Annotated in this window: 18 protein-coding genes; 5 read left to right on the forward strand and 13 right to left on the reverse strand. The window is 66.0% G+C overall.

Going from position 1 to position 17,227, the window contains the following annotated elements; all coding sequences use genetic code 11:
- Positions 1-93 precede the first annotated feature (93 nt).
- Positions 94-747 (forward strand): TetR/AcrR family transcriptional regulator, encoded by a 654-nt coding sequence (locus tag TVB01_RS12895; protein ID WP_422456301.1) that lies wholly within the window; start codon positions 94-96, stop codon positions 745-747.
- On the forward strand, positions 744-2,438 hold the full coding sequence (locus TVB01_RS12900) for an MDR family MFS transporter (protein ID WP_422456302.1): 1,695 nt from the start codon (positions 744-746) through the stop codon (positions 2,436-2,438). The genes TVB01_RS12895 and TVB01_RS12900 overlap by 4 nt, the downstream gene beginning before the upstream one ends.
- 100 nt (positions 2,439-2,538) lie before the next feature.
- On the opposite strand, the gene TVB01_RS12905 is transcribed toward TVB01_RS12900, so the two are convergent.
- From TVB01_RS12905 to TVB01_RS12925, 5 genes are all read right to left on the reverse strand, one after another.
- A complete protein-coding gene (locus tag TVB01_RS12905) occupies positions 2,539-3,009 on the reverse strand; it encodes an NUDIX hydrolase (RefSeq protein ID WP_422456303.1) in 471 nt (156 codons plus the stop codon).
- 4 nt (positions 3,010-3,013) lie between these two features.
- Complete coding sequence (locus tag TVB01_RS12910; protein WP_422456304.1) at positions 3,014-3,526, reverse strand: prepilin peptidase; 513 nt, start codon at positions 3,524-3,526, stop codon at positions 3,014-3,016.
- Between the two features lie 73 nt (positions 3,527-3,599).
- On the reverse strand, positions 3,600-4,886 hold the full coding sequence (locus tag TVB01_RS12915) for a PhoH family protein (RefSeq protein WP_422456320.1): 1,287 nt from the start codon (positions 4,884-4,886) through the stop codon (positions 3,600-3,602).
- 315 nt (positions 4,887-5,201) lie between these two features.
- Positions 5,202-5,852 carry a YoaK family protein gene (locus TVB01_RS12920; protein WP_422456305.1) on the reverse strand — a complete coding sequence of 217 codons (651 nt, stop codon included), beginning with the start codon at positions 5,850-5,852 and terminating at the stop codon, positions 5,202-5,204.
- Between the two features lie 15 nt (positions 5,853-5,867).
- Positions 5,868-6,629, reverse strand: coding sequence for an isoprenyl transferase (locus tag TVB01_RS12925; RefSeq protein ID WP_422456306.1), 762 nt, complete (start codon positions 6,627-6,629; stop codon positions 5,868-5,870).
- 168 nt (positions 6,630-6,797) lie between these two features.
- Here TVB01_RS12925 and trhA point away from each other — a divergent pair, with 168 nt between their 5' ends.
- Positions 6,798-7,535 (forward strand): PAQR family membrane homeostasis protein TrhA, encoded by a 738-nt coding sequence (gene trhA / locus TVB01_RS12930; protein WP_422456307.1) that lies wholly within the window; start codon positions 6,798-6,800, stop codon positions 7,533-7,535.
- Between the two features lie 18 nt (positions 7,536-7,553).
- On the opposite strand, the gene TVB01_RS12935 is transcribed toward trhA, so the two are convergent.
- The 3 genes from TVB01_RS12935 to mca are packed head-to-tail and all read right to left on the reverse strand — an operon-like array spanning position 7,554 to position 10,983.
- On the reverse strand, positions 7,554-9,668 hold the full coding sequence (locus TVB01_RS12935; RefSeq protein ID WP_422456308.1) for a thioredoxin domain-containing protein: 2,115 nt from the start codon (positions 9,666-9,668) through the stop codon (positions 7,554-7,556).
- Between the two features lie 5 nt (positions 9,669-9,673).
- Positions 9,674-10,015, reverse strand: coding sequence for a hypothetical protein (locus TVB01_RS12940; RefSeq protein ID WP_422456309.1), 342 nt, complete (start codon positions 10,013-10,015; stop codon positions 9,674-9,676).
- A 53-nt stretch (positions 10,016-10,068) separates the two neighbouring features.
- Entirely contained in the window at positions 10,069-10,983 is a 915-nt protein-coding gene (gene mca / locus TVB01_RS12945; protein WP_422456310.1) for a mycothiol conjugate amidase Mca, read from the reverse strand.
- Positions 10,984-11,037: 54 nt separating this feature from the next.
- Here mca and TVB01_RS12950 point away from each other — a divergent pair, with 54 nt between their 5' ends.
- Positions 11,038-11,514 (forward strand): DUF4307 domain-containing protein, encoded by a 477-nt coding sequence (locus TVB01_RS12950; RefSeq protein ID WP_422456311.1) that lies wholly within the window; start codon positions 11,038-11,040, stop codon positions 11,512-11,514.
- A 245-nt stretch (positions 11,515-11,759) separates the two neighbouring features.
- A complete protein-coding gene (gene greA, locus TVB01_RS12955; protein ID WP_227895173.1) occupies positions 11,760-12,251 on the forward strand; it encodes a transcription elongation factor GreA in 492 nt (163 codons plus the stop codon).
- 31 nt (positions 12,252-12,282) lie between these two features.
- On the opposite strand, the gene TVB01_RS12960 is transcribed toward greA, so the two are convergent.
- The 5 genes from TVB01_RS12960 to TVB01_RS12980 are packed head-to-tail and all read right to left on the reverse strand — an operon-like array spanning position 12,283 to position 17,131.
- Positions 12,283-12,861, reverse strand: coding sequence for a rhomboid family intramembrane serine protease (locus tag TVB01_RS12960; RefSeq protein ID WP_422456312.1), 579 nt, complete (start codon positions 12,859-12,861; stop codon positions 12,283-12,285).
- A gap of 3 nt (positions 12,862-12,864) precedes the next feature.
- Positions 12,865-14,106 (reverse strand): threonine ammonia-lyase, encoded by a 1,242-nt coding sequence (gene ilvA / locus TVB01_RS12965; protein ID WP_422456314.1) that lies wholly within the window; start codon positions 14,104-14,106, stop codon positions 12,865-12,867.
- Entirely contained in the window at positions 14,103-15,380 is a 1,278-nt protein-coding gene (locus TVB01_RS12970; RefSeq protein ID WP_422456315.1) for an AI-2E family transporter, read from the reverse strand. The genes ilvA and TVB01_RS12970 overlap by 4 nt, the downstream gene beginning before the upstream one ends.
- A 58-nt stretch (positions 15,381-15,438) precedes the next feature.
- The gene (locus tag TVB01_RS12975; RefSeq protein WP_422456316.1) at positions 15,439-16,365 is read right to left on the reverse strand and encodes an aldose 1-epimerase family protein; all 927 of its coding nucleotides are present in this window, start codon (positions 16,363-16,365) and stop codon (positions 15,439-15,441) included.
- A gap of 43 nt (positions 16,366-16,408) precedes the next feature.
- Positions 16,409-17,131, reverse strand: coding sequence for a GAF and ANTAR domain-containing protein (locus TVB01_RS12980; RefSeq protein WP_422456317.1), 723 nt, complete (start codon positions 17,129-17,131; stop codon positions 16,409-16,411).
- Positions 17,132-17,227 lie beyond the last annotated feature (96 nt).

Here is a 17,227-nt window from a genome sequence, read left to right on the forward strand (position 1 = left end):
CCGCCGGGATTCCCGGCGCCCCTTTTTTCTGCCCTCCTCCCGGCATGAAGGACATATTTGCACTCAAAGTCACACCGTGCAAAAGTTTACTCTGTGAAGAATAGTGCAGGTTCAGACGGGGGGCTCCGTGAACGCAAACGGGCGGCCACCCACAGTGCCATCACAAGCGCGGCACGGGCCCTCACCGCCGAACACGGCCTGGCCGGATACACGGTGGAGGAGCTCTGTGAACAGGTGGGCATTTCAAGGCGCACCTTCTTCAACTATTTCCCTGCCAAGGAAGACGCCGTACTGGGCGCCCCTGCCGCCCTGCCGGAAGAGCTCACCGAACCGTTCATCGCGGCGGGGTCTGCCGGACCGGGACTTTCCCCGACCCTGCTGCAGGATCTGGTGGATCTGGCCGTGGCCCATATGGAGTCAATGGCAGTTTCCCGGGCAGAGCTGGCCCAGCTCAAAGAGGCCCTGACCACCGAACCCCGGCTGGTCTTCAAACTCGTGCAGGGGACCCAGGAAGCGGATGAACGTCTGCGCCGCCTCATCGCCCGGCGCGAGCACCTTGATCCCGCGGACCCGCAAATCACCGCCGTCGCCACTGTCTTTTCGGCTCTGCTGCAGCGAGCGGGCCCCGAGTTTTTCGATCCGGACAACAACCGCAGCTACCGCGCGGTCCTCACCTCCGCCGTCGAGCCGGTCCGGGCAGTCTTTTCTTCCTTCTCCCCCCTCACTCCCAGCAAGGACCTTTCATGACCACCACCGCGCCCGCCTCCGGGCCGCTGCTGCTGACCCAGAAACGCATCTGGATCATCTTTTCCGCCTTGATTGCAGGCATGCTGCTCTCCAGCCTGGACCAGACCATCGTCTCCACGGCCATGCCCACGATCGTGGGCGAATTGGGCGGCGTCGAGCACCAGACCTGGATTACGACCTCCTACCTGCTCGCCACCACCATCGTCATGCCGATCTACGGCAAGTTCGGCGATGTCCTCGGCCGGCGGAACCTCTTCCTCTTTGCTATCGCCCTCTTCACGCTGGCCTCGGTCGGGTGTGCCTTCGCCACCGATTTCTGGGGCTTCGTGGTCTTCCGTGCCCTTCAGGGACTGGGCGGCGGCGGCCTGATGATCCTGTCCCAGGCCATCATTGCGGACATCGTTCCGGCAAATGAGCGCGGCAAGTACATGGGTCCGCTCGGCGGCATCTTCGGCCTCTCCGCCGTCGCCGGCCCCCTGCTCGGCGGATTCTTCGTCGACCACATGACGTGGCAGTGGGCCTTCTACATCAACATTCCGATCGGCATCGCCGCCTTCCTGATCGCGTTCTTCACCCTGACGCTGCCGAGCAAGAAGGCCGTGAAGCGGATCGACATCCCCGGCGTCGTCCTGCTGTCCATTGCCACCACCTGCCTGATCTTCTTCACTGACTTCGGCGGCGACGCCGACCGCGGCTGGACCGATCCCCTCACACTGGCCTTCGGCGCCGGCCTCCTGGCCTCAGCGTTTGCCTTTGTCCTGGCGGAGCGCCGGGCCGAGGATCCGATCATCCCGCTGAGCCTGTTCAAGAACCCGATCTTCGTGAACAGCACGGCTATCGGCTTCACGCTCGGCATGGGAATGTTCGCTGCGCTGGCGTTCGTCCCCACCTTCCTGCAGATGTCCACGGGCACCTCCGCAGCGGCCTCCGGCCTGCTGATGCTGCCCATGATGGTGGGCATGATGGGCACCTCCATCTGGTCGGGCCTCGCGATCACCAATACCGGCAAGTACAAGAAGTACCCCATCGCCGGCGCTGTCCTGGTCCTGGCGGCCCTGCTGTGGATGACTATGCTGACAGCCGAAACGCCCGTCTGGGTGATCTGCTCGCAGCTGTTCGTCTTCGGTGCCGGGCTCGGATTGATCATGCAGGTGGTGGTGCTGGTGGTGCAGAACTCTGTTCCCGTGGACCAGATCGGCACCGCCACCTCATCCAACAACTACTTCCGCGAGGTGGGCGCTTCGCTCGGCGTAGCTATCTTCGGTGCCATGTTCACCACCCGGCTCTCGGAGAACCTGATGGAGGTGTTTGCAGGGGCGGGCTTCGATCCCGCGGCGGCAGGCGAAGCTACCGCGACCCTGCAGCCGTCCGCGATGGAAGCCCTCCCCGAGCCTGTCCGCGACGGAATCGTGAATGCCTACGCCGAGTCCCTGGCTCCCGTCTTCTGGTACCTGGTGCCGTTCCTGGCCCTGGCCCTGATCCTGGCGTTCTTCCTCAAGGAGATCCCGCTCTCCGATGTCGCCGGAATGGTTGCCCGGGGCGAGGCCGTCGGCGGCGAGGAAGCAGTGCGGCTGGAGAAGGAGCAGGCCGCCGCGCGTGCCTCAGGCACCCCGGGCCCGCACTCCGGAGACAACGCGCAGCCTTCGCAGGATGCGCGGACCCGTGAGGACCCGGACGGCCCGCAGCCGTAGGCAACACCCACACCAAAGGCAAGGACTGGCACCCCGAGCGGGTGCCGGTCCTTGCTGGTCTTTCGGTCCTTCTTGGTCTTTCTGGCCGTTCCGCGGGGCCCTAGGCCTCGAACACCGGCACGCCCGTGGAGTTCCGGGCCAGCTCGATGAGCATCCGGTGCCGTTTGTTCAGCTCCGGAAGGGCATCGAGGGCGAACCAGCCCACGTCGGTGGATTCGTCGTCGTTCACCCGTGCCGTTCCTGCTTCATAGGTGCAGCGGAACACAAGGTTGAGGAACTGGCAGCGGTCCCGGTTCGGGAACTCGATGGGATCCGTGGTCCCCACATGGATCAGGTGTTCCAGCCGTGCCCGGACCCCGGTTTCCTCTTCGATTTCCCGCAGCAGGCCCGGGCCCGGCTCCTCCCCCGGTTCCAGGATGCCGGTGATGATGGTCCAGCGCCCATTGTCCGCCCGACGGCACAGCAGCACTTCCCCTGCGGGATTGAAAACGACGGCGGCAACTCCTGGCAGCCACAGCAAGTCGTGTCCCACTTTTTCGCGCAGGGAAAGAATGAAGTCGGGTGTGGGCATGGTCCTACTGTAGGCCAGGGGCCGCGAGTACCACGGCGGCCCCTGCCAGCATGAACGGCCCAAAAGCGATCCGGGTCTTCCCGGTCCCCCGTCCGCTCAGCACCAGCCACAGCCCCCAGATTCCTCCGAGCACGAAGCCGGCTGCGGCGCCTGCCAGGACGTGGCTCCAGCCGGCATACCCGAGGAAGAGCCCCAGGACCCCTGCCAGCTTCACATCGCCCAGGCCCAGCCCGCCGGGATTGATGAGCCGCAGCAGGAAGTATCCGGCCAACAGTCCAGCGGCGCCGAAGGCCATGCCCGCGAGGCGCCCGGGTTCCCCGGCGGCGAGCGCCGCCGCACCGAGCAGCAGCGACGACACCGGATAGGCGGGCAGTACCAGGCGGTTCGGCAGCCGGCGGGTACGGAGGTCTTCACTGGCAAGGCGCAGGGACAGCACCGCGAGGTAACCCAGGGCAGCCAGAAGCAGCCAGGCAGCAAAGCTGCTTCGAACCCAGTACTCCCCCACGATCCCCCACATGGGCCCTACCGTACCGGCAGGACCCTCCACAGCGGGGCATCCGGACGCCCCGCTGTGGACAAAGCCTTCCGCCCTAGGGGATCTGCCCGCCCTCCAGCAGTTCCGTGACCAGGGCCGCGATCGGAGAGCGCTCTGAGCGGGTGAGGGTCATGTGCCCGAAGAGCGGGTGGCCCTTGAGCGTCTCCACCACTGCCGCAATACCGTCATGGCGTCCAACCCTCAGGTTGTCGCGCTGGGCGACGTCATGGGTCAGCACCACCTTTGAGTTCTGGCCGATGCGGGACAGGACGGTCAGCAGGACGTTTTTCTCCAGCGACTGGGCCTCGTCCACGATCACGAACGCGTCGTGCAGGGACCGCCCGCGGATGTGGGTCAGCGGCAGGACCTCCAGCATTCCGCGGTCCAGCACCTCCTCCACAACCTCCTTGGAGACCAGCGCCTCCAGCGTGTCGAAGACCGCCTGCCCCCACGGCCCCATTTTTTCGCTCTCACTGCCGGGCAGGTAGCCGAGTTCCTGGCCGCCCACGGCATACAGCGGACGGAAGACCACCACCTTGCGGTGTTCCCGGCGTTCCAGGACCGCCTCGAGTCCGGCGCAGAGCGCCAGGGCTGATTTACCGGTACCGGCCCTGCCGCCCAGGGACACAATGCCCACTTCCGGATCCATGAGCATGTCGATCGCCAGCCGCTGCTCCGCGGACCGTCCGTGGAGGCCGAAGACATCGCGGTCCCCACGCACCAGGCGCACCTGCTTGTCGGCTCCCAGACGGCCGAGGGCTGAGGACCGCCCGGCCAGCAGTACCAGGCAGGCATTGACCGGCAGGTCCGCAGCCTCGGAAATGAACACCGGTTCATGGTCATAGAGCGCGTTGAGCTCGGCGTCGCCTATCTCCAGTTCCGCCATTCCGGTCCAGCCGGTGTCCCGCACCAGTTCATTGCGGTACTCATCCGCGGTGAGGCCAACGGCTGCCGCCTTCACCCGGAGGGGAAGATCCTTGGACACCACAGTGATAGTGCGTCCTTCATCCGCGAGGTTGCGGGCGACGGCGAGGATCCGGCTGTCGTTATCCGTTCCCCGGATCCCCAGTGGAAGTACATCCAGCGAGATATGGTTCACCTCCACCCGGAGCGTTCCGCCGGCGTCGCCGATGGGCACCGGGCGGTCCAGTCCGCCGTGCTCTACCCGCAGGTCGTCCAGGAGGCGCAGCGCGGTCCTGGCGAAGTAGCCCAGTTCCGGATCGTTTCGTTTGCCCTCAAGTTCACTGATCACCACCAGCGGCAGGATGACCTCGTGTTCCGCGAAGCGCAGGATGGCTTTCGGGTCGGAAAGCAGCACTGAGGTGTCAAGCACGAATCCCAGGGGTTGCCCGTCGGATCCCTCTGCGTGTGCCTGGGTGGATTGCGTCGATACGGCCACGTGGAACTCCAGTCAGGGACCGCCGGCCCCGATTAGCTAGAAGTGTGGTTACCCGCAGGCCGGCACGAGGGGCCGCCAGCGGCCTCCCTGGCACACACTGTGTGAGCATCCGGCCTCCGGTTCCGTCAGCGTCGGGCTGACCGATACGTACAAGCTACGCCCGCCCCCACGCCTGCCGGCAGAGGGACACGAACCAGTTTGGGCGAAGTTCGCGTGCTGTTTGCGGCAATGAGGTCCGGTTGTGCAGCGCCCCCGGACTCAGCCGTGCCGGTGGCCGGGATGGCCCCATGACGCTGCCGCCGCAATGACGAGCGCTCCGATCGCGGGGTTGAGTGACGCCATCCCCAGGCTGAAGTAGGCGGCGCCGCCGCAGAGGGATCCCACGGTCAGGGCAGACCACAGCAGCAGGTAGCGCCCCCAGCCGGTGTCCTTTTCGCCGAAAAGGGCAGCAACTGCGCGCTGACCGAGCTTCACGAGTGTTCCGGTCATGTAGGTGATGCCGATGGACACCTCGCCCTCCCGCTCGAACACGGCGTTGAGGCTCCCCATGGCCAGGGCGAGGAGCGGACCCAGCAGGCCCTCGGTTCCGGGCGTGGCCGTGCTGAGCAGGGCCGCCGTGAGCCCGGCGGCGGATACCAGGCAGATGGCAGGACGGCGGTGCCGGGACAGGAGGCGGCGCAGCACGGAGGCACCGGCAACACCCAGGAAGAACGCCGCAATGAGTCCGAAGGCCTGGAGGAAACCGGTCAGGGAGCCATTGGCCACCGCTGCACCGGCGCGCGTGGAGTTGCCGGTCATGAAAGAAACGAACCAGCCCCCCAGATGGAGGAACCCAATGGCATCGGCATAACCTGCGGTCCAGGCCAACCCTGAGGCCAGGAGGATTTCGGAGCGTGTGTGGCGCTGCATCGTCAGGGTACCGGGCTAGGATCCAAACCGCCGCTGACGGCTCGCGTAGTCGCGGAGCGCACGCAGGAAATCCACCCTTCGGAAATCCGGCCACAGCGCCTCGCAGAAATAGAACTCGCTGTAGGCGCTCTGCCACATCAGGAAGCCCGACAGCCGCTGCTCACCCGACGTCCGGATCACGAGTTCAGGATCGGGCTGCCCCCGGGTATACAGGTACTCGGAAATCTGTGCATCGCACAGTTCCTCGGTGATTTCTTCAATCTCTTTGCCCTGCCGGCGGGCATCGCGCAGCAGTTCCTTGACGGCGTCGACAATCTCTCGCCTGCCGCCGTAGCCGATGGCCACGTTGACATGCAGTCCTGTTGCGGTGGCCGTGGCTTCCCCGAGCCGGGACAGCTGGCCGGAGAGTTCCGGAGGCAGGATCTCCAGCGCGCCCACAGGCTGGACCCGCAGATCCCCCCGCTCACCGAGCCGGTCCAGGGTGTTGGCGATGATACCCAGCAGGGGTTGCAGTTCATCCGGGTCACGGTTGAGGTTGTCCGTCGAGAGCATGTACAAGGTCACTACGCGTACGCCGAGTTCCTCGCACCAGCCCAGGAACTCCAGGATCTTGTCCGCACCCGCCTGATGGCCGTCCGACGTCGGGGCGCCCGCGAGTTTTGCCCAGCGCCGGTTCCCGTCCACCATGACCCCGATGTGTTCCGGAATCCGGTCATTGGCCAGGCTTCGCCTCAAGCGCCGCTCATAGTAGGCGTAAACCACACCGGGAAACCGCACGGGTGACTCACCTGCCTCTGAGAATGGGGGGCCTGCGCGGAACGCAGGATCGACTGTTTCTAGGCTACCGCGCACTCCCGCCCCCGCCGTGCAGGGAGGCGCGGCGAATGAGTGGCGGAGTTCTCTACCCGAAGGTAACCTACCGGATCGTAGGTTAGAATCGGCAGCATGACTTCACGCTCGCAGCGAGTGCCGGTCCAGCAGGATCCGGACTCCCGTAATACACCGGGGCCGCTCGAATCGGCAGTTGAATCAGTGGCCGATGCTCTGGACATTAAACCCCGCCTGCGCGGCTGGCTGCATGCCGGGGCCACACCTCTGGTGCTGGCAGCTGGCATCGTCCTGGTCGTGCTCGCTCCGACCACCGGAACCCGGATCGCATCCGCGGTGTACGCGCTGACCGGGATCCTCCTCTTCGGCATTTCAGCCGTGTACCACCGGGGCAACTGGTCCCCCGGCGTGAAAACAATCCTCAAGCGGCTCGACCACACGAACATCATGCTCGTTATTGCCGGCTCCTACACTCCGCTGGCCTGGGCGCTGCTCCCGCGCGACAAAGCCGTGCTGCTGCTGATCCTTATCTGGAGCGGTGCGCTGGCTGGAATCGCCTTCCGCCTGCTGTGGCTGCATGCTCCCCGCTGGCTCTACACCCCGGTCTACATCGCCCTGGGCTGTGCGGCACTGTTCTACATCCCGGACTTCTGGTCGGTGAATATGCCGGCAGCGGTGCTGGTGATCGCCGGCGGGGCTGCGTACATTGCCGGCGCGGTGATTTACGCCATGAAACGGCCGAACCCGTCCATCGAGTGGTTCGGATTCCACGAGATCTTCCATGCCTTCACGCTTGCGGGATTCTCCTGCCACTACATCGCCATCATGGTGGCTGTCCTGTCCGCCGGAAGCTAGCCGCACGTCACCTGAATATCAGCCCGCCGGTGCCTCCGGCCGGAGCTGGGCACGCAGCTCTTCAGCCGTAGAGACCGGCTGCTTGCAGGCCATCCCCCTGCAGACATAAGCCAGGGCAGGAACCTCCGTGTTGCGTCCTTCGAGCAGTGGTACCCCCTCCGGGCGGCCGTGGGCAATGACCAGCGATGGTCCGCCTGCGCTGCGTCCTGCGGCGAGCAGCGCGGCGACGGCGTCCGGATCTGAGCCGGTAACGGCAAGTTCGCGGGGCCCGTCGATTAGTGCCTGCTGGACGGACATCGCCCATCCCACGGCTTGCGGGGCCGCGGGCGCGGCCCGCAGCACGTGGAACAACAATTGTTCGGCCAAGGCCCGGTGCCGGGCCGGGCCGCCATAGGACGCCGAGGTCAGCAGCACTCCGGCGAACAGGGCCGTTCCGCTCGGCACCGCGTCATCCAACGGGCTGGCGGATGACGTGCCGCCCTGGGCATGGCGCACCTGCGCTGACTGGGCCGCCGTGTCGGAGAGCGCACCGGAGGCCAGGAACCTCTCAGCGGCGGCCGCGACCAGGGCCTGGGCTTCTGTATGCCAGCGGGGTTCGCCGGTGACGGCGTACAGCGCGAACAGTCCCTCCGCGACGCCCGCATAGTCCTCCATCAGGCCCTCGATTCCCTGCGCTGAGCCGTGGTTGGACACCCGGTAAAGTATTCCGTCCTTTCGATGCACTGCCAGCAGGTACTCCGCAGCAGCCTGGGCGGATTCCAGGATCCGCGGCTCGGGAACCCCGTTGTCCGCCAGCACCGCGGCGGCATCGGCGAGGCCCGCAACCGCCAGCCCGTTCCACCCCGCCACAACCTTCTCGTCGCGGTCCGGCTGGGGGCGGGAGCTGCGTACTTTGGCCAGGACCTGCCGGGCGTGTTCCCAGCTTCGTGCCTGCGCCTCGTCCGGGACGGCAGCCAGCCGCAGGGTACTGCCGGGCAGCCGGTGGGAAGCGCCGTCGTCGGCATCCGTGTCCAGCAGGTCCAGTGCCGGGTTGCCGGCACCCAGCGCGGCCGTCAGTTCCGCCCGGGTGAAGACGTAGGTGGCTCCCTCGACTCGACTGCCGTCCACCTGCGTATCCGCGTCCAGGGAAGAGGCATAGGCCCCACCGGGCAGCCGCAGTCGAAGATCCAGCCAGTGTGCCGTTTCACGCGTCACACGCAGGGCGAGGGCGCGGTGGTCGGGGTCTTCCGCGGACCGGGCCCACTGAGCGTAGACCCGCAGCAGCTGGGCATTGTCGTAGAGCATTTTTTCGAAGTGCGGCACCTGCCAGCGCCGGTCCACGGTGTACCGCGCAAAGCCGCCTTCCACCTGGTCGAAGAGAGCGCCCAGGGCCATGGCGGTGAGGGTCCGTGCGGCCAGCCCGGCTGCCGCAGGTGCGGTCGGAGCACCGCTGCCGGAATGTGCCAGCAGGAAGCGCAGAAGGGGCGACGGCGGGAACTTGGGCGCTCCGCCGAAGCCGCCAAAGTCGGTGTCCTCGGCGCCTTCGAGGACCTCGACGGCGGACGAAAGTGCCCGGGCGGCTGCTTCGGCATGCTCCGCTGTGTCCGGCAGGCCGGCGCCGTCGATGGTTCCCAGCAGGCGGGCGTTGGCGAGCTGCCCGGAGGCAAGGTGCTCGGCGATCTGGGCAGCGCTCTGCTCGACGTCCGGGCGCCGGTCACGCCACGCACTGGAGACTGCTTCCAGTACCTGCCGGAAGGACGGGGTTCCCTGCAGCTGCTGCGGCGGGAAGTACGTTCCGGCGTAATACGTCCTGCCGTCGGGAAGGGCGAAAACGCTCATGGGCCAACCGCCCTGCCCGGTCAGCGCCTGTGTCGCCGCCATGTAGGCAGAATCCACATCGGGGCGTTCCTCGCGGTCCACCTTGATGCTGACGAAGTGCTCGTTGAGGAAGTCCGCAATCTCCGGGTCCTCGAAGGATTCGTGTGCCATGACATGGCACCAGTGGCACGCGGCATAACCGATCGAGATGAACACTGGAACATCACGGCGGCGTGCCTCGTCAAAGGCGGCGTCGCCGAAGGGCCACCAGTCCACCGGGTTGCCGGCATGCTGGCGCAGGTAGGCGGAGGCCTGGTTCTTCAACCGCTCCGCCATGATGCTTATCCCGCCGTGTCCTGGCCTGCGCGCTTACCGGCCGTGTCGGCGCTGCCAGCCTGGTCTGTTTCGGCCATGGAGCCCGCGGTGCCGGGTTCGCGGACGGGGAAGGTGGTTCCTGCGCCGCCGTCTGTGCTAAGGTCGCCGGCGGCCTGGGCACGGTAACGGACCCGGCGGATCCTCTTCACCATGTCGCGGATCAGGAAGACCACGCACAGGGCGAGGAAGAGCGTCGCGAGGAAACCCAGCAGGCCGGGGGTGATGTCGCCTTCCTCCAGGCCGGGCTTGAGGTCGCCCTCGATGGGGGCCGGGTTGACGGTGAGGTACAGGCTGTACAGCAGGTTCACGAAGTATCTCTCTCTTGGCAAAACACGGCGCCATGGAACGCGGTGTCTAGCCTCTATCGTATGCCAGCGAAGAGGTCAGTTTCGGGGACAGTGGCCGGGACGCGGGATTCGATCAGGGAAAAGTCCTCCCAGGGCCAGATCTCGCGCTGGAGGTCCGTGCTGACTGCGAAAAAGAAGCCTTCGGGATCTACTTGGGTGCGGTGCGCCTTGAGTGCAGCGTCACGCACGGGGAAGAACTCCCCGCACTCGATCTGCGTGGTCGTAGGATGCAGCGGTGCCGGCGGCTGGTTGCCCTCGGTGTCAGCCTCGAGCCATGCTGCCAGCCGCTCGGCGTACGGCGACTCGAGGCCCGCTTCCATCAGCGCGTCGTGCAGGGCCCGGAACCGTTCGGGGTTGAAGCCCCGGTCGTAGTAGAGCTTCAGCGGCTCCCAGGCCTCCCCTGTTCCCTGGTATCGGGCGGGGTCTCCAGCGGCGTGGAAAGCCTCCACGGCAATTTTGTGCGCCATGATGTGGTCGGGGTGGGGGTAACCGCCGTTTTCGTCATAGCTGATGATCACGTGCGGCCGGAACTCCCGGACCAGCTTCACCAGCGGGGCTGCAGCTGTTTCGAGCGGGCGGAGGGCGAAGCACCCGGCAGGAAGATCCGGCAGCGGATCTCCTTCGGGCAGCCCGGAATCCATGAATCCCAGCCAGCGGTGTTCGATTCCCAGGGCTGCCTGGGAGGCTGCCATTTCGCTGCGGCGCAGTCCTGCGAGGTCGCGCTTGGCTGCGGGGTCATCCGCAGCACCCGGATTCAGCACGTCACCCCGCTCGCCGCCGGTGCAGGTGGCCACCATGACCTGGACACCGGAGGCTGCATAGGACGCCATGGTTGCCGCGCCTTTGCTGGCCTCATCATCCGGGTGAGCGTGGACGGCCAGCAGCCGCAGTTCTCCGGCGGGCCCGGAACTCGTTTCGGTCGACAACACGCTACTCCTGACATCCGGCAAAAGGCCGGTCTGAATGTTCGGTAAAATGAAGCGGTGAGCACTGAGGATGGTACTGAAGAGGCAGCCGGCGGCCAGCCTGCTTCCGAACGCCCCGCGGACGGAATGGCTTCTGAGACAAGGTTAGCCAATCGCTACGGCACCCCCAAGCCCGGCATGAGCCGGCGCACCAAGACCATCCTCGCTTCCGGGGCCGGCGCCGTGGCCGTGGGCGTCGCAGTCTTCATGGCTATTCCCACCGGAGCCGGGGCAGTGAGTTCCAAGGACGTGGGCTTCACCATCCCCAACGCCTCCACCGCCGTCGTTGACTTCACAGTCACCAAGCCAACGGATGTCACGGTCGACTGTGCAGTCCAGGTCCTCAACGACAGCTATGCCGTCGTCGGGTGGAAGACTGTCCGGATCGGACCGGCCGACACTGGCACCGTGTCCCTGAGCGTCACCGTCCGCACTGATTCGCTCGGCGTGACCGGAGGCCCCAACGCCTGCTGGGTTGTCGACGCGGAACAGTGACGCGGAACAGCAGGGCGCGGGACCCCCTCAAGGGGAAACCGCCCGGCGGTCTTGGGTTTGTGCCTCCGGCTGACTAGTATGGAGGCTACGTTACGCCCCGCCCAGGTGATCACCGGATTCATTTCCGAGCGAACCGGTCACCACATGAGCGGGGTCTTTGCTTGTAAAGCCAACCGGCCACGCAGCATTTCAGCCAAGCCGGACCGGGTTTTCAGCGGTCCGGATGTTCATCTAAGGAGAGACCCGTGTCTACCAACAGCACATCTGTTGCCTGGCTCACGCAAGAGTCTTACGACCGCCTGAAGGCGGAACTCGACCACTTGTCCGGCCCCGGCCGCACCGAAATCGTGGCTCGAATCGAACAGGCACGGTCCGAGGGCGATTTGAAGGAGAACGGCGGTTACCACGCTGCCAAGGAGGAGCAGGGCAAGGCTGAGGCCCGGATCCGCCAGCTGACGCAGCTTTTGGAGACCGCCCAGGTCGGCGAAGCACCGGCGGACGACGGCGTGGTCGAACCCGGGATGCTGGTCGAGGCCCGCATTGCAGGAGACCTGGAACAGTTCCTGCTGGGCAGCCGCGAGATTGCCGGCGACAGTGACATCGACGTGTACAGCGAGAAGTCTCCGCTGGGCGCAGCTATCCAGGGCCTGAAGGCCGGCGACGCCACCACGTACACCGCGCCCAACGGCAAGAACATTTCAGTCGAGATCGTCTCTGCAACGCCGTACGCCGGCTAGCAGCACAACCATTCCCGAAACGGGTCCGCCTCTAGGGGCGGACCCGCTTTTGTGTCCGGTCGGGGTCCGTGCGGAGCACAATGGCCGCCAGCACTCCCCCGGCGGCACCAAAGAGGTGGGACTGCCAGGAGACTCCGGCGGCGGTCGGCAGGACGCCCCACAGGATGGATCCGTACACCAGGAACAGCACGCCCGCGATCAGGATCTGCGGCAGGCTGCGGTTGTAGAACCCGCGGACGATCAGGTACGCGAAGAGGCCAAACACCACTCCGGATACCCCAATGGTGAGCCCGCCTCCGAAGAGCCAGACTCCGATTCCCGAGGCCAGCCAGCAGATGGCCGTCACGGCGGCGAACCGGCGCAGCCCTTCCAGCAGGACCAGGAAAGCGAACGCCAGCAGCGGCAGGCTGTTGCTGATCAGGTGCCCGGTTCCGGCATGGAGCAGCGGGGCAAAAAGGATTCCGTCCAGGCCCTCCAACTGCCGGGGAAGGATTCCGAGCTCCGGCAGGAGACTGTCCTGGAAAGGCAGGGTGACGAAATACGCCAGCCACAGGAACGCCGTAAAGCAGGCGGCTGCCAGGAGCGCACTTTTCGCACGGCGGGCCATCATGGGCTACCCGTGCAGCACTACGGGATGGAAGCCTTCGGCCCGGAGGTTCTGCAGGACCTTCTCACAGTGCTCGTGGCCCTTGGTTTCCATGTTGATGGTAATGGCGACGTCGCCCATGCTGATCGAGCCTCCCACCCTGGTGTGGTCCACACCGGTCACATTGGCATCCGATTCCGCGATGATCCGCGAAATAGTGGCCAAAGAACCCGGCCGGTCATCCAGCAGCATGCGCACCACCAGGTAGCGCCCGGCGGCTGCGAGGCCGCGCTGGATAACCTTCAGCATAAGCATCGGGTCGATGTTTCCGCCCGATAGGATGACCGCAGTGTTGCCCGGATTCTCGATTTTTCCGTCGAGGAGCGCGGCCACGCCCACAGCACCGGCGGGTTCAACCACCAGCTTGGCCCGCTCCAGCAGGAAGATCAGGGCACGGGCCAGCGAGTCTTCACTGACCGTTACGACGTCGTCCACCAGTTCGCGGATGATCGAGAAGGGAAGCTGGCCCGGCCGGCCCACGGCAATGCCGTCGGCAATGGTTGATACCTTGCTCAGCGGCACCAGGGCGTCGGCGGCGAGCGAAGGCGGGTAGGCTGCCGCATTCTCGGCCTGGACACCGATGATCCGCACCTCACGGCCCAGCTCCCTGGCCCGTTCCTTGATGGCAACGGCCACGCCCGCCAGCAGGCCACCGCCGCCAACTCCCATCAGCACGGTGTCCAGCTCAGGAATCTGGTCCAGCAGTTCCAGTCCGAGGGTTCCCTGTCCCGCGACGATGTCCACGTTGTCGAACGGGTGCACAAACACTGCCCCGGTTTCATCCGCGAAGCGCTGGGCCTCCGCGAGGGCCTCGTCAACGTTGTGGCCGTGCAGGACGACTTCGGCTCCGTGTCCCTGGGTTGCGGCCAGTTTGGGCAGCGCGACGCCGAGCGGCATGTAGATCCGTGCGGCAATGCCCAGGCGGGCAGCCGCGACGGCCACGCCCTGGGCATGGTTGCCTGCCGACGCCGCAACGACGCCGCGTGCCTTCTCCTCTTCACTGAGTTTGGCCATGCGGACATAGGCGCCGCGGACCTTGAAGGACCCGGCGCGCTGCAGGTTCTCACACTTGAGGTAGACGTTGGAACCGGTAATCCTTCCCAGCGCCCGGGACTGCTCAATAGGTGTGTGGGCAATCACGCCGTCCAGGAGTTTGGCCGCGGCCTGGATGTCGTCGAGGGTCACGGGCAGCTGGGGTACTTCGGTCAAGGCTGGTTCTCTTGTTCTCTTGCTGTGGATTCTTTGGTTTCTGTGGCTTGTCTGTCTTCGCGGCGGGCGGATTCGGACTCATCCTGCCCGTCGTCGGGTTGCTCATCCTGCGGCGGTGCGCCTGGCGGTCCGAAATTGTCCGGAGTCAGCAGCGGGTCTTGTTCCCAGCGCCGGGCAGCGATGTAACGCACCATCGCGTTGACGATCGCCATCAGCGGCACCGCGAAGAGCGCGCCTGCAATGCCGGCAACCAGGGTTCCGCCCGTCACCGCCAGGATGACGGCCAGCGGGTGCAGGGAGACTGCGCGGCCCATGATCAGGGGCTGCAGGATGTGGGACTCAACCTGCTGGATCAGCAGCACTATTCCGAGCATGATCACTGCGTTGAGCCACCCGTTGGCCACCAGCGCCAGCAGGACGGCAATCGATCCTGTGACGACGGCACCGATCAGCGGGATGAAGGACCCGAGGAACACCAGGACGGACAGCGGCAGCGCCAGCGGCACACCGATAATCGCGGCTCCGGCACCGATGCCGACAGCATCGATAAACGCGACGACCAGCTGCACGCGGACGTAGTTGGTCATTGATTCCCAGCCGCGGATTCCTGCCCCGTACGCGGCAGCCCTGGCACGGCGGGGCATTAGCCCGGCGACAAAGCGCCAGATTCGCCGCCCGTCCAGCAGGAAAAACACCAGCGCGAAGAGCGTCAGCAGGACTCCTGCTGCAAAGTGCCCGGCGCTGCTGCCTACGCTGACGGCGCCGGACAGGATACTTGCGGAATTGTTCTGCAGCGCGGAGGTTGCCTCGTTCAGCAGCTCGTCGATCTGGGTGGAGGTCACCTGCAGCGGCCCGGACTCCAGCCAGTCCTGGAACTGGGAGAACCCGTTCAACAGCTCATCCCACAGATCGCGGAAGCCCAGCGCCAGCTGCCGTCCGACCAGGGTGAGCGCAGCGACAATGAGGCCCAGGAAGGACACGATGGTTACCGCTACGGCGAGCCCGGAGGGCACCTTGTTCCGCCGAAGCCAGGAACTGATGGGAGCCAGCAGACCGGCGAGCAGGGCGGCGACCATCAAGGGAATGATCAGGAGCGAAAAGTGCCCGAGGATCCAAACCAGTCCGCCGCTGACCAGGAGCACGACGCCAAGGCGCCATGCCCAGGACGCGCTGACGCGCAGGGCGTAGGGAACGTCGTCGCCGGCACGGCTGGAGCGCACCGCTGCGGCCTGCACGGCCTTGGGCGCGGCAACCCGGCGGGCATGGGGTCTCATGGGGTTATCTTTCCATAATGCGGTGATAGTTCCCTGACAGTTACGGGTCCCGGCAGTCTCACAGCGCGGCCTGGATACCCCACTCGGCGCTGAAGGTGTTTCCCGGTTCCAGCCAGCGCAGCCCTTCGCCCGAATTAAAGGCGTTGGCTGGCGCTGTCATTGGCTCCAGTGCCACGGCACAGCTGCGTCCGGGGAACTGGTCCGTCACGAAAACATGCACGTAGCCAAAGCTCTGCTCGGCCCACAGCTGCACGGACCGCCCGTCCGGCGCAGCGAGGACATGCCGGTATTTGCCGCCGCTCTGCAACAGGTCCGTGTAGGCGGTGTCCAGGGCCAGTGACCCCGTTCTCCGCCCGCTGCGCAGGTCCCAGTCCCCGGAGACGGGCTCCCGTCCGTCCGGAATCATCGACGCGTCCGTGGTGAGCCGCGTACCTGCGCCGACCTGCAGGATGAGGTCCTCCGTGGGCACTTCCCCCAGCCGCAGGAAGGGATGTGCCCCCAGCGCGAACGGTGCCCGGGCTGCGGAAAGGTTGGTCAGCGACTGGCGCACGCACAGTCCCCCGTCCTCGGCAATCCGGTACAGCACCTCGTGGAGCAGGTGGAAGGGATACCCGTGCTGGGGATAAATCACCGCACTGAGCCGCACGGCGTCCCCGGCAACCTCCACGGGAACATAGCCGGTGTTCCGCAGCAAACCGTGGATGGCATTGCCGCGGGCAGGATCGGTGATGTCGAGCTGCTGCTCGCGGCCGTTGAGAATCCAGCGCCCGCCCGCCACCCGGTTGGGCCAGGGCGCCAGCAGTATCCCGGCCGCCGACGGCGGAATGGCGTCATCCGGGTAGGTCTCCACCAGTTGGGTGCCGTCCACAGTGAAACTTCGCAGCGCCCCGCCGAGGGACCCGACGACGGCGGATGCGCGGCCGCGCTCCAGCCGGAACTGTTCTCCCGTGGCAGGCACGGCTGGGGCGTTGTTCCCGGTTGTCATCCTTCCAGCCTAGCCCCGGGGGCCGCGCCGTGCCCGGATGACGCTACTCATCGAAGTGCGTGCTGACCCGTTCGCTGACAGCGGCAACTACTCCGGCAGCGACCGACCGGATTTTGACGTTGCGTGTGTTCGAAACACTCCGGAGGATTTCCACTGCCGCCTGCTGGCTGCATCCGTTTTGGCCCATGATGATCCCCACCGCCAGATCAACCACGGTCCGCGACTCCAAGGCCGCCTGCAGGTTGCGTGCCCGGTGCATTTGCCCGTCAAGGCGCAGGGCAAGGCACAGCGTCCCTGATGCCTCGGCCGCAATCCTCTCGGCGGTACGCAGCATTCCGGGCTGGAAAAGGTGCTGGCGCGGTGAATAGAAGCAGAGGACACCGCGGGCGCCGTCCTCCAGCGCAAACGGTACGGCGGCCATGGACCGCAGGCCTTCCTCCGCTGCCGTCCCAGGGAAGGCCCCGCCGCGTGTTTCGGTCCAGGCATCGGTCACCACTACGGAAGTGCCTTCCGTGATGGCTTCGGCTCCCGGACCTCCAGCGGCGAAGACCGGTTCTGCCATCCGGCCTGCGCGGGCGTCGCTGTCGCCTGCCACCCGCTGGCGCCTGGGGCGCTCAATGACGATCGAGCATCCGCGTACCTCAGCGGCACCGGCAATCGATACGGCCAGCACAGCGAGCTCCGCTAAATACGCCTCCAGTCCCTCTGCGCAGAGCAGCAGGTCTTGGAAGACCGTGGCATGTTCGGCCTCCACCCGTGTCACCATTCCCCCTGTTCCATGGGGCGCGATCCTACGGTTGCCGGTCCAGCGGCAGAAGAGTATGTCGCGTTAACGAACCGCGGGACCGCAGCTTTGCAGCTG

This window comes from Arthrobacter sp. 7Tela_A1 (assembly GCF_049311065.1).
Lineage (GTDB): Bacteria > Actinomycetota > Actinomycetes > Actinomycetales > Micrococcaceae > Arthrobacter_B.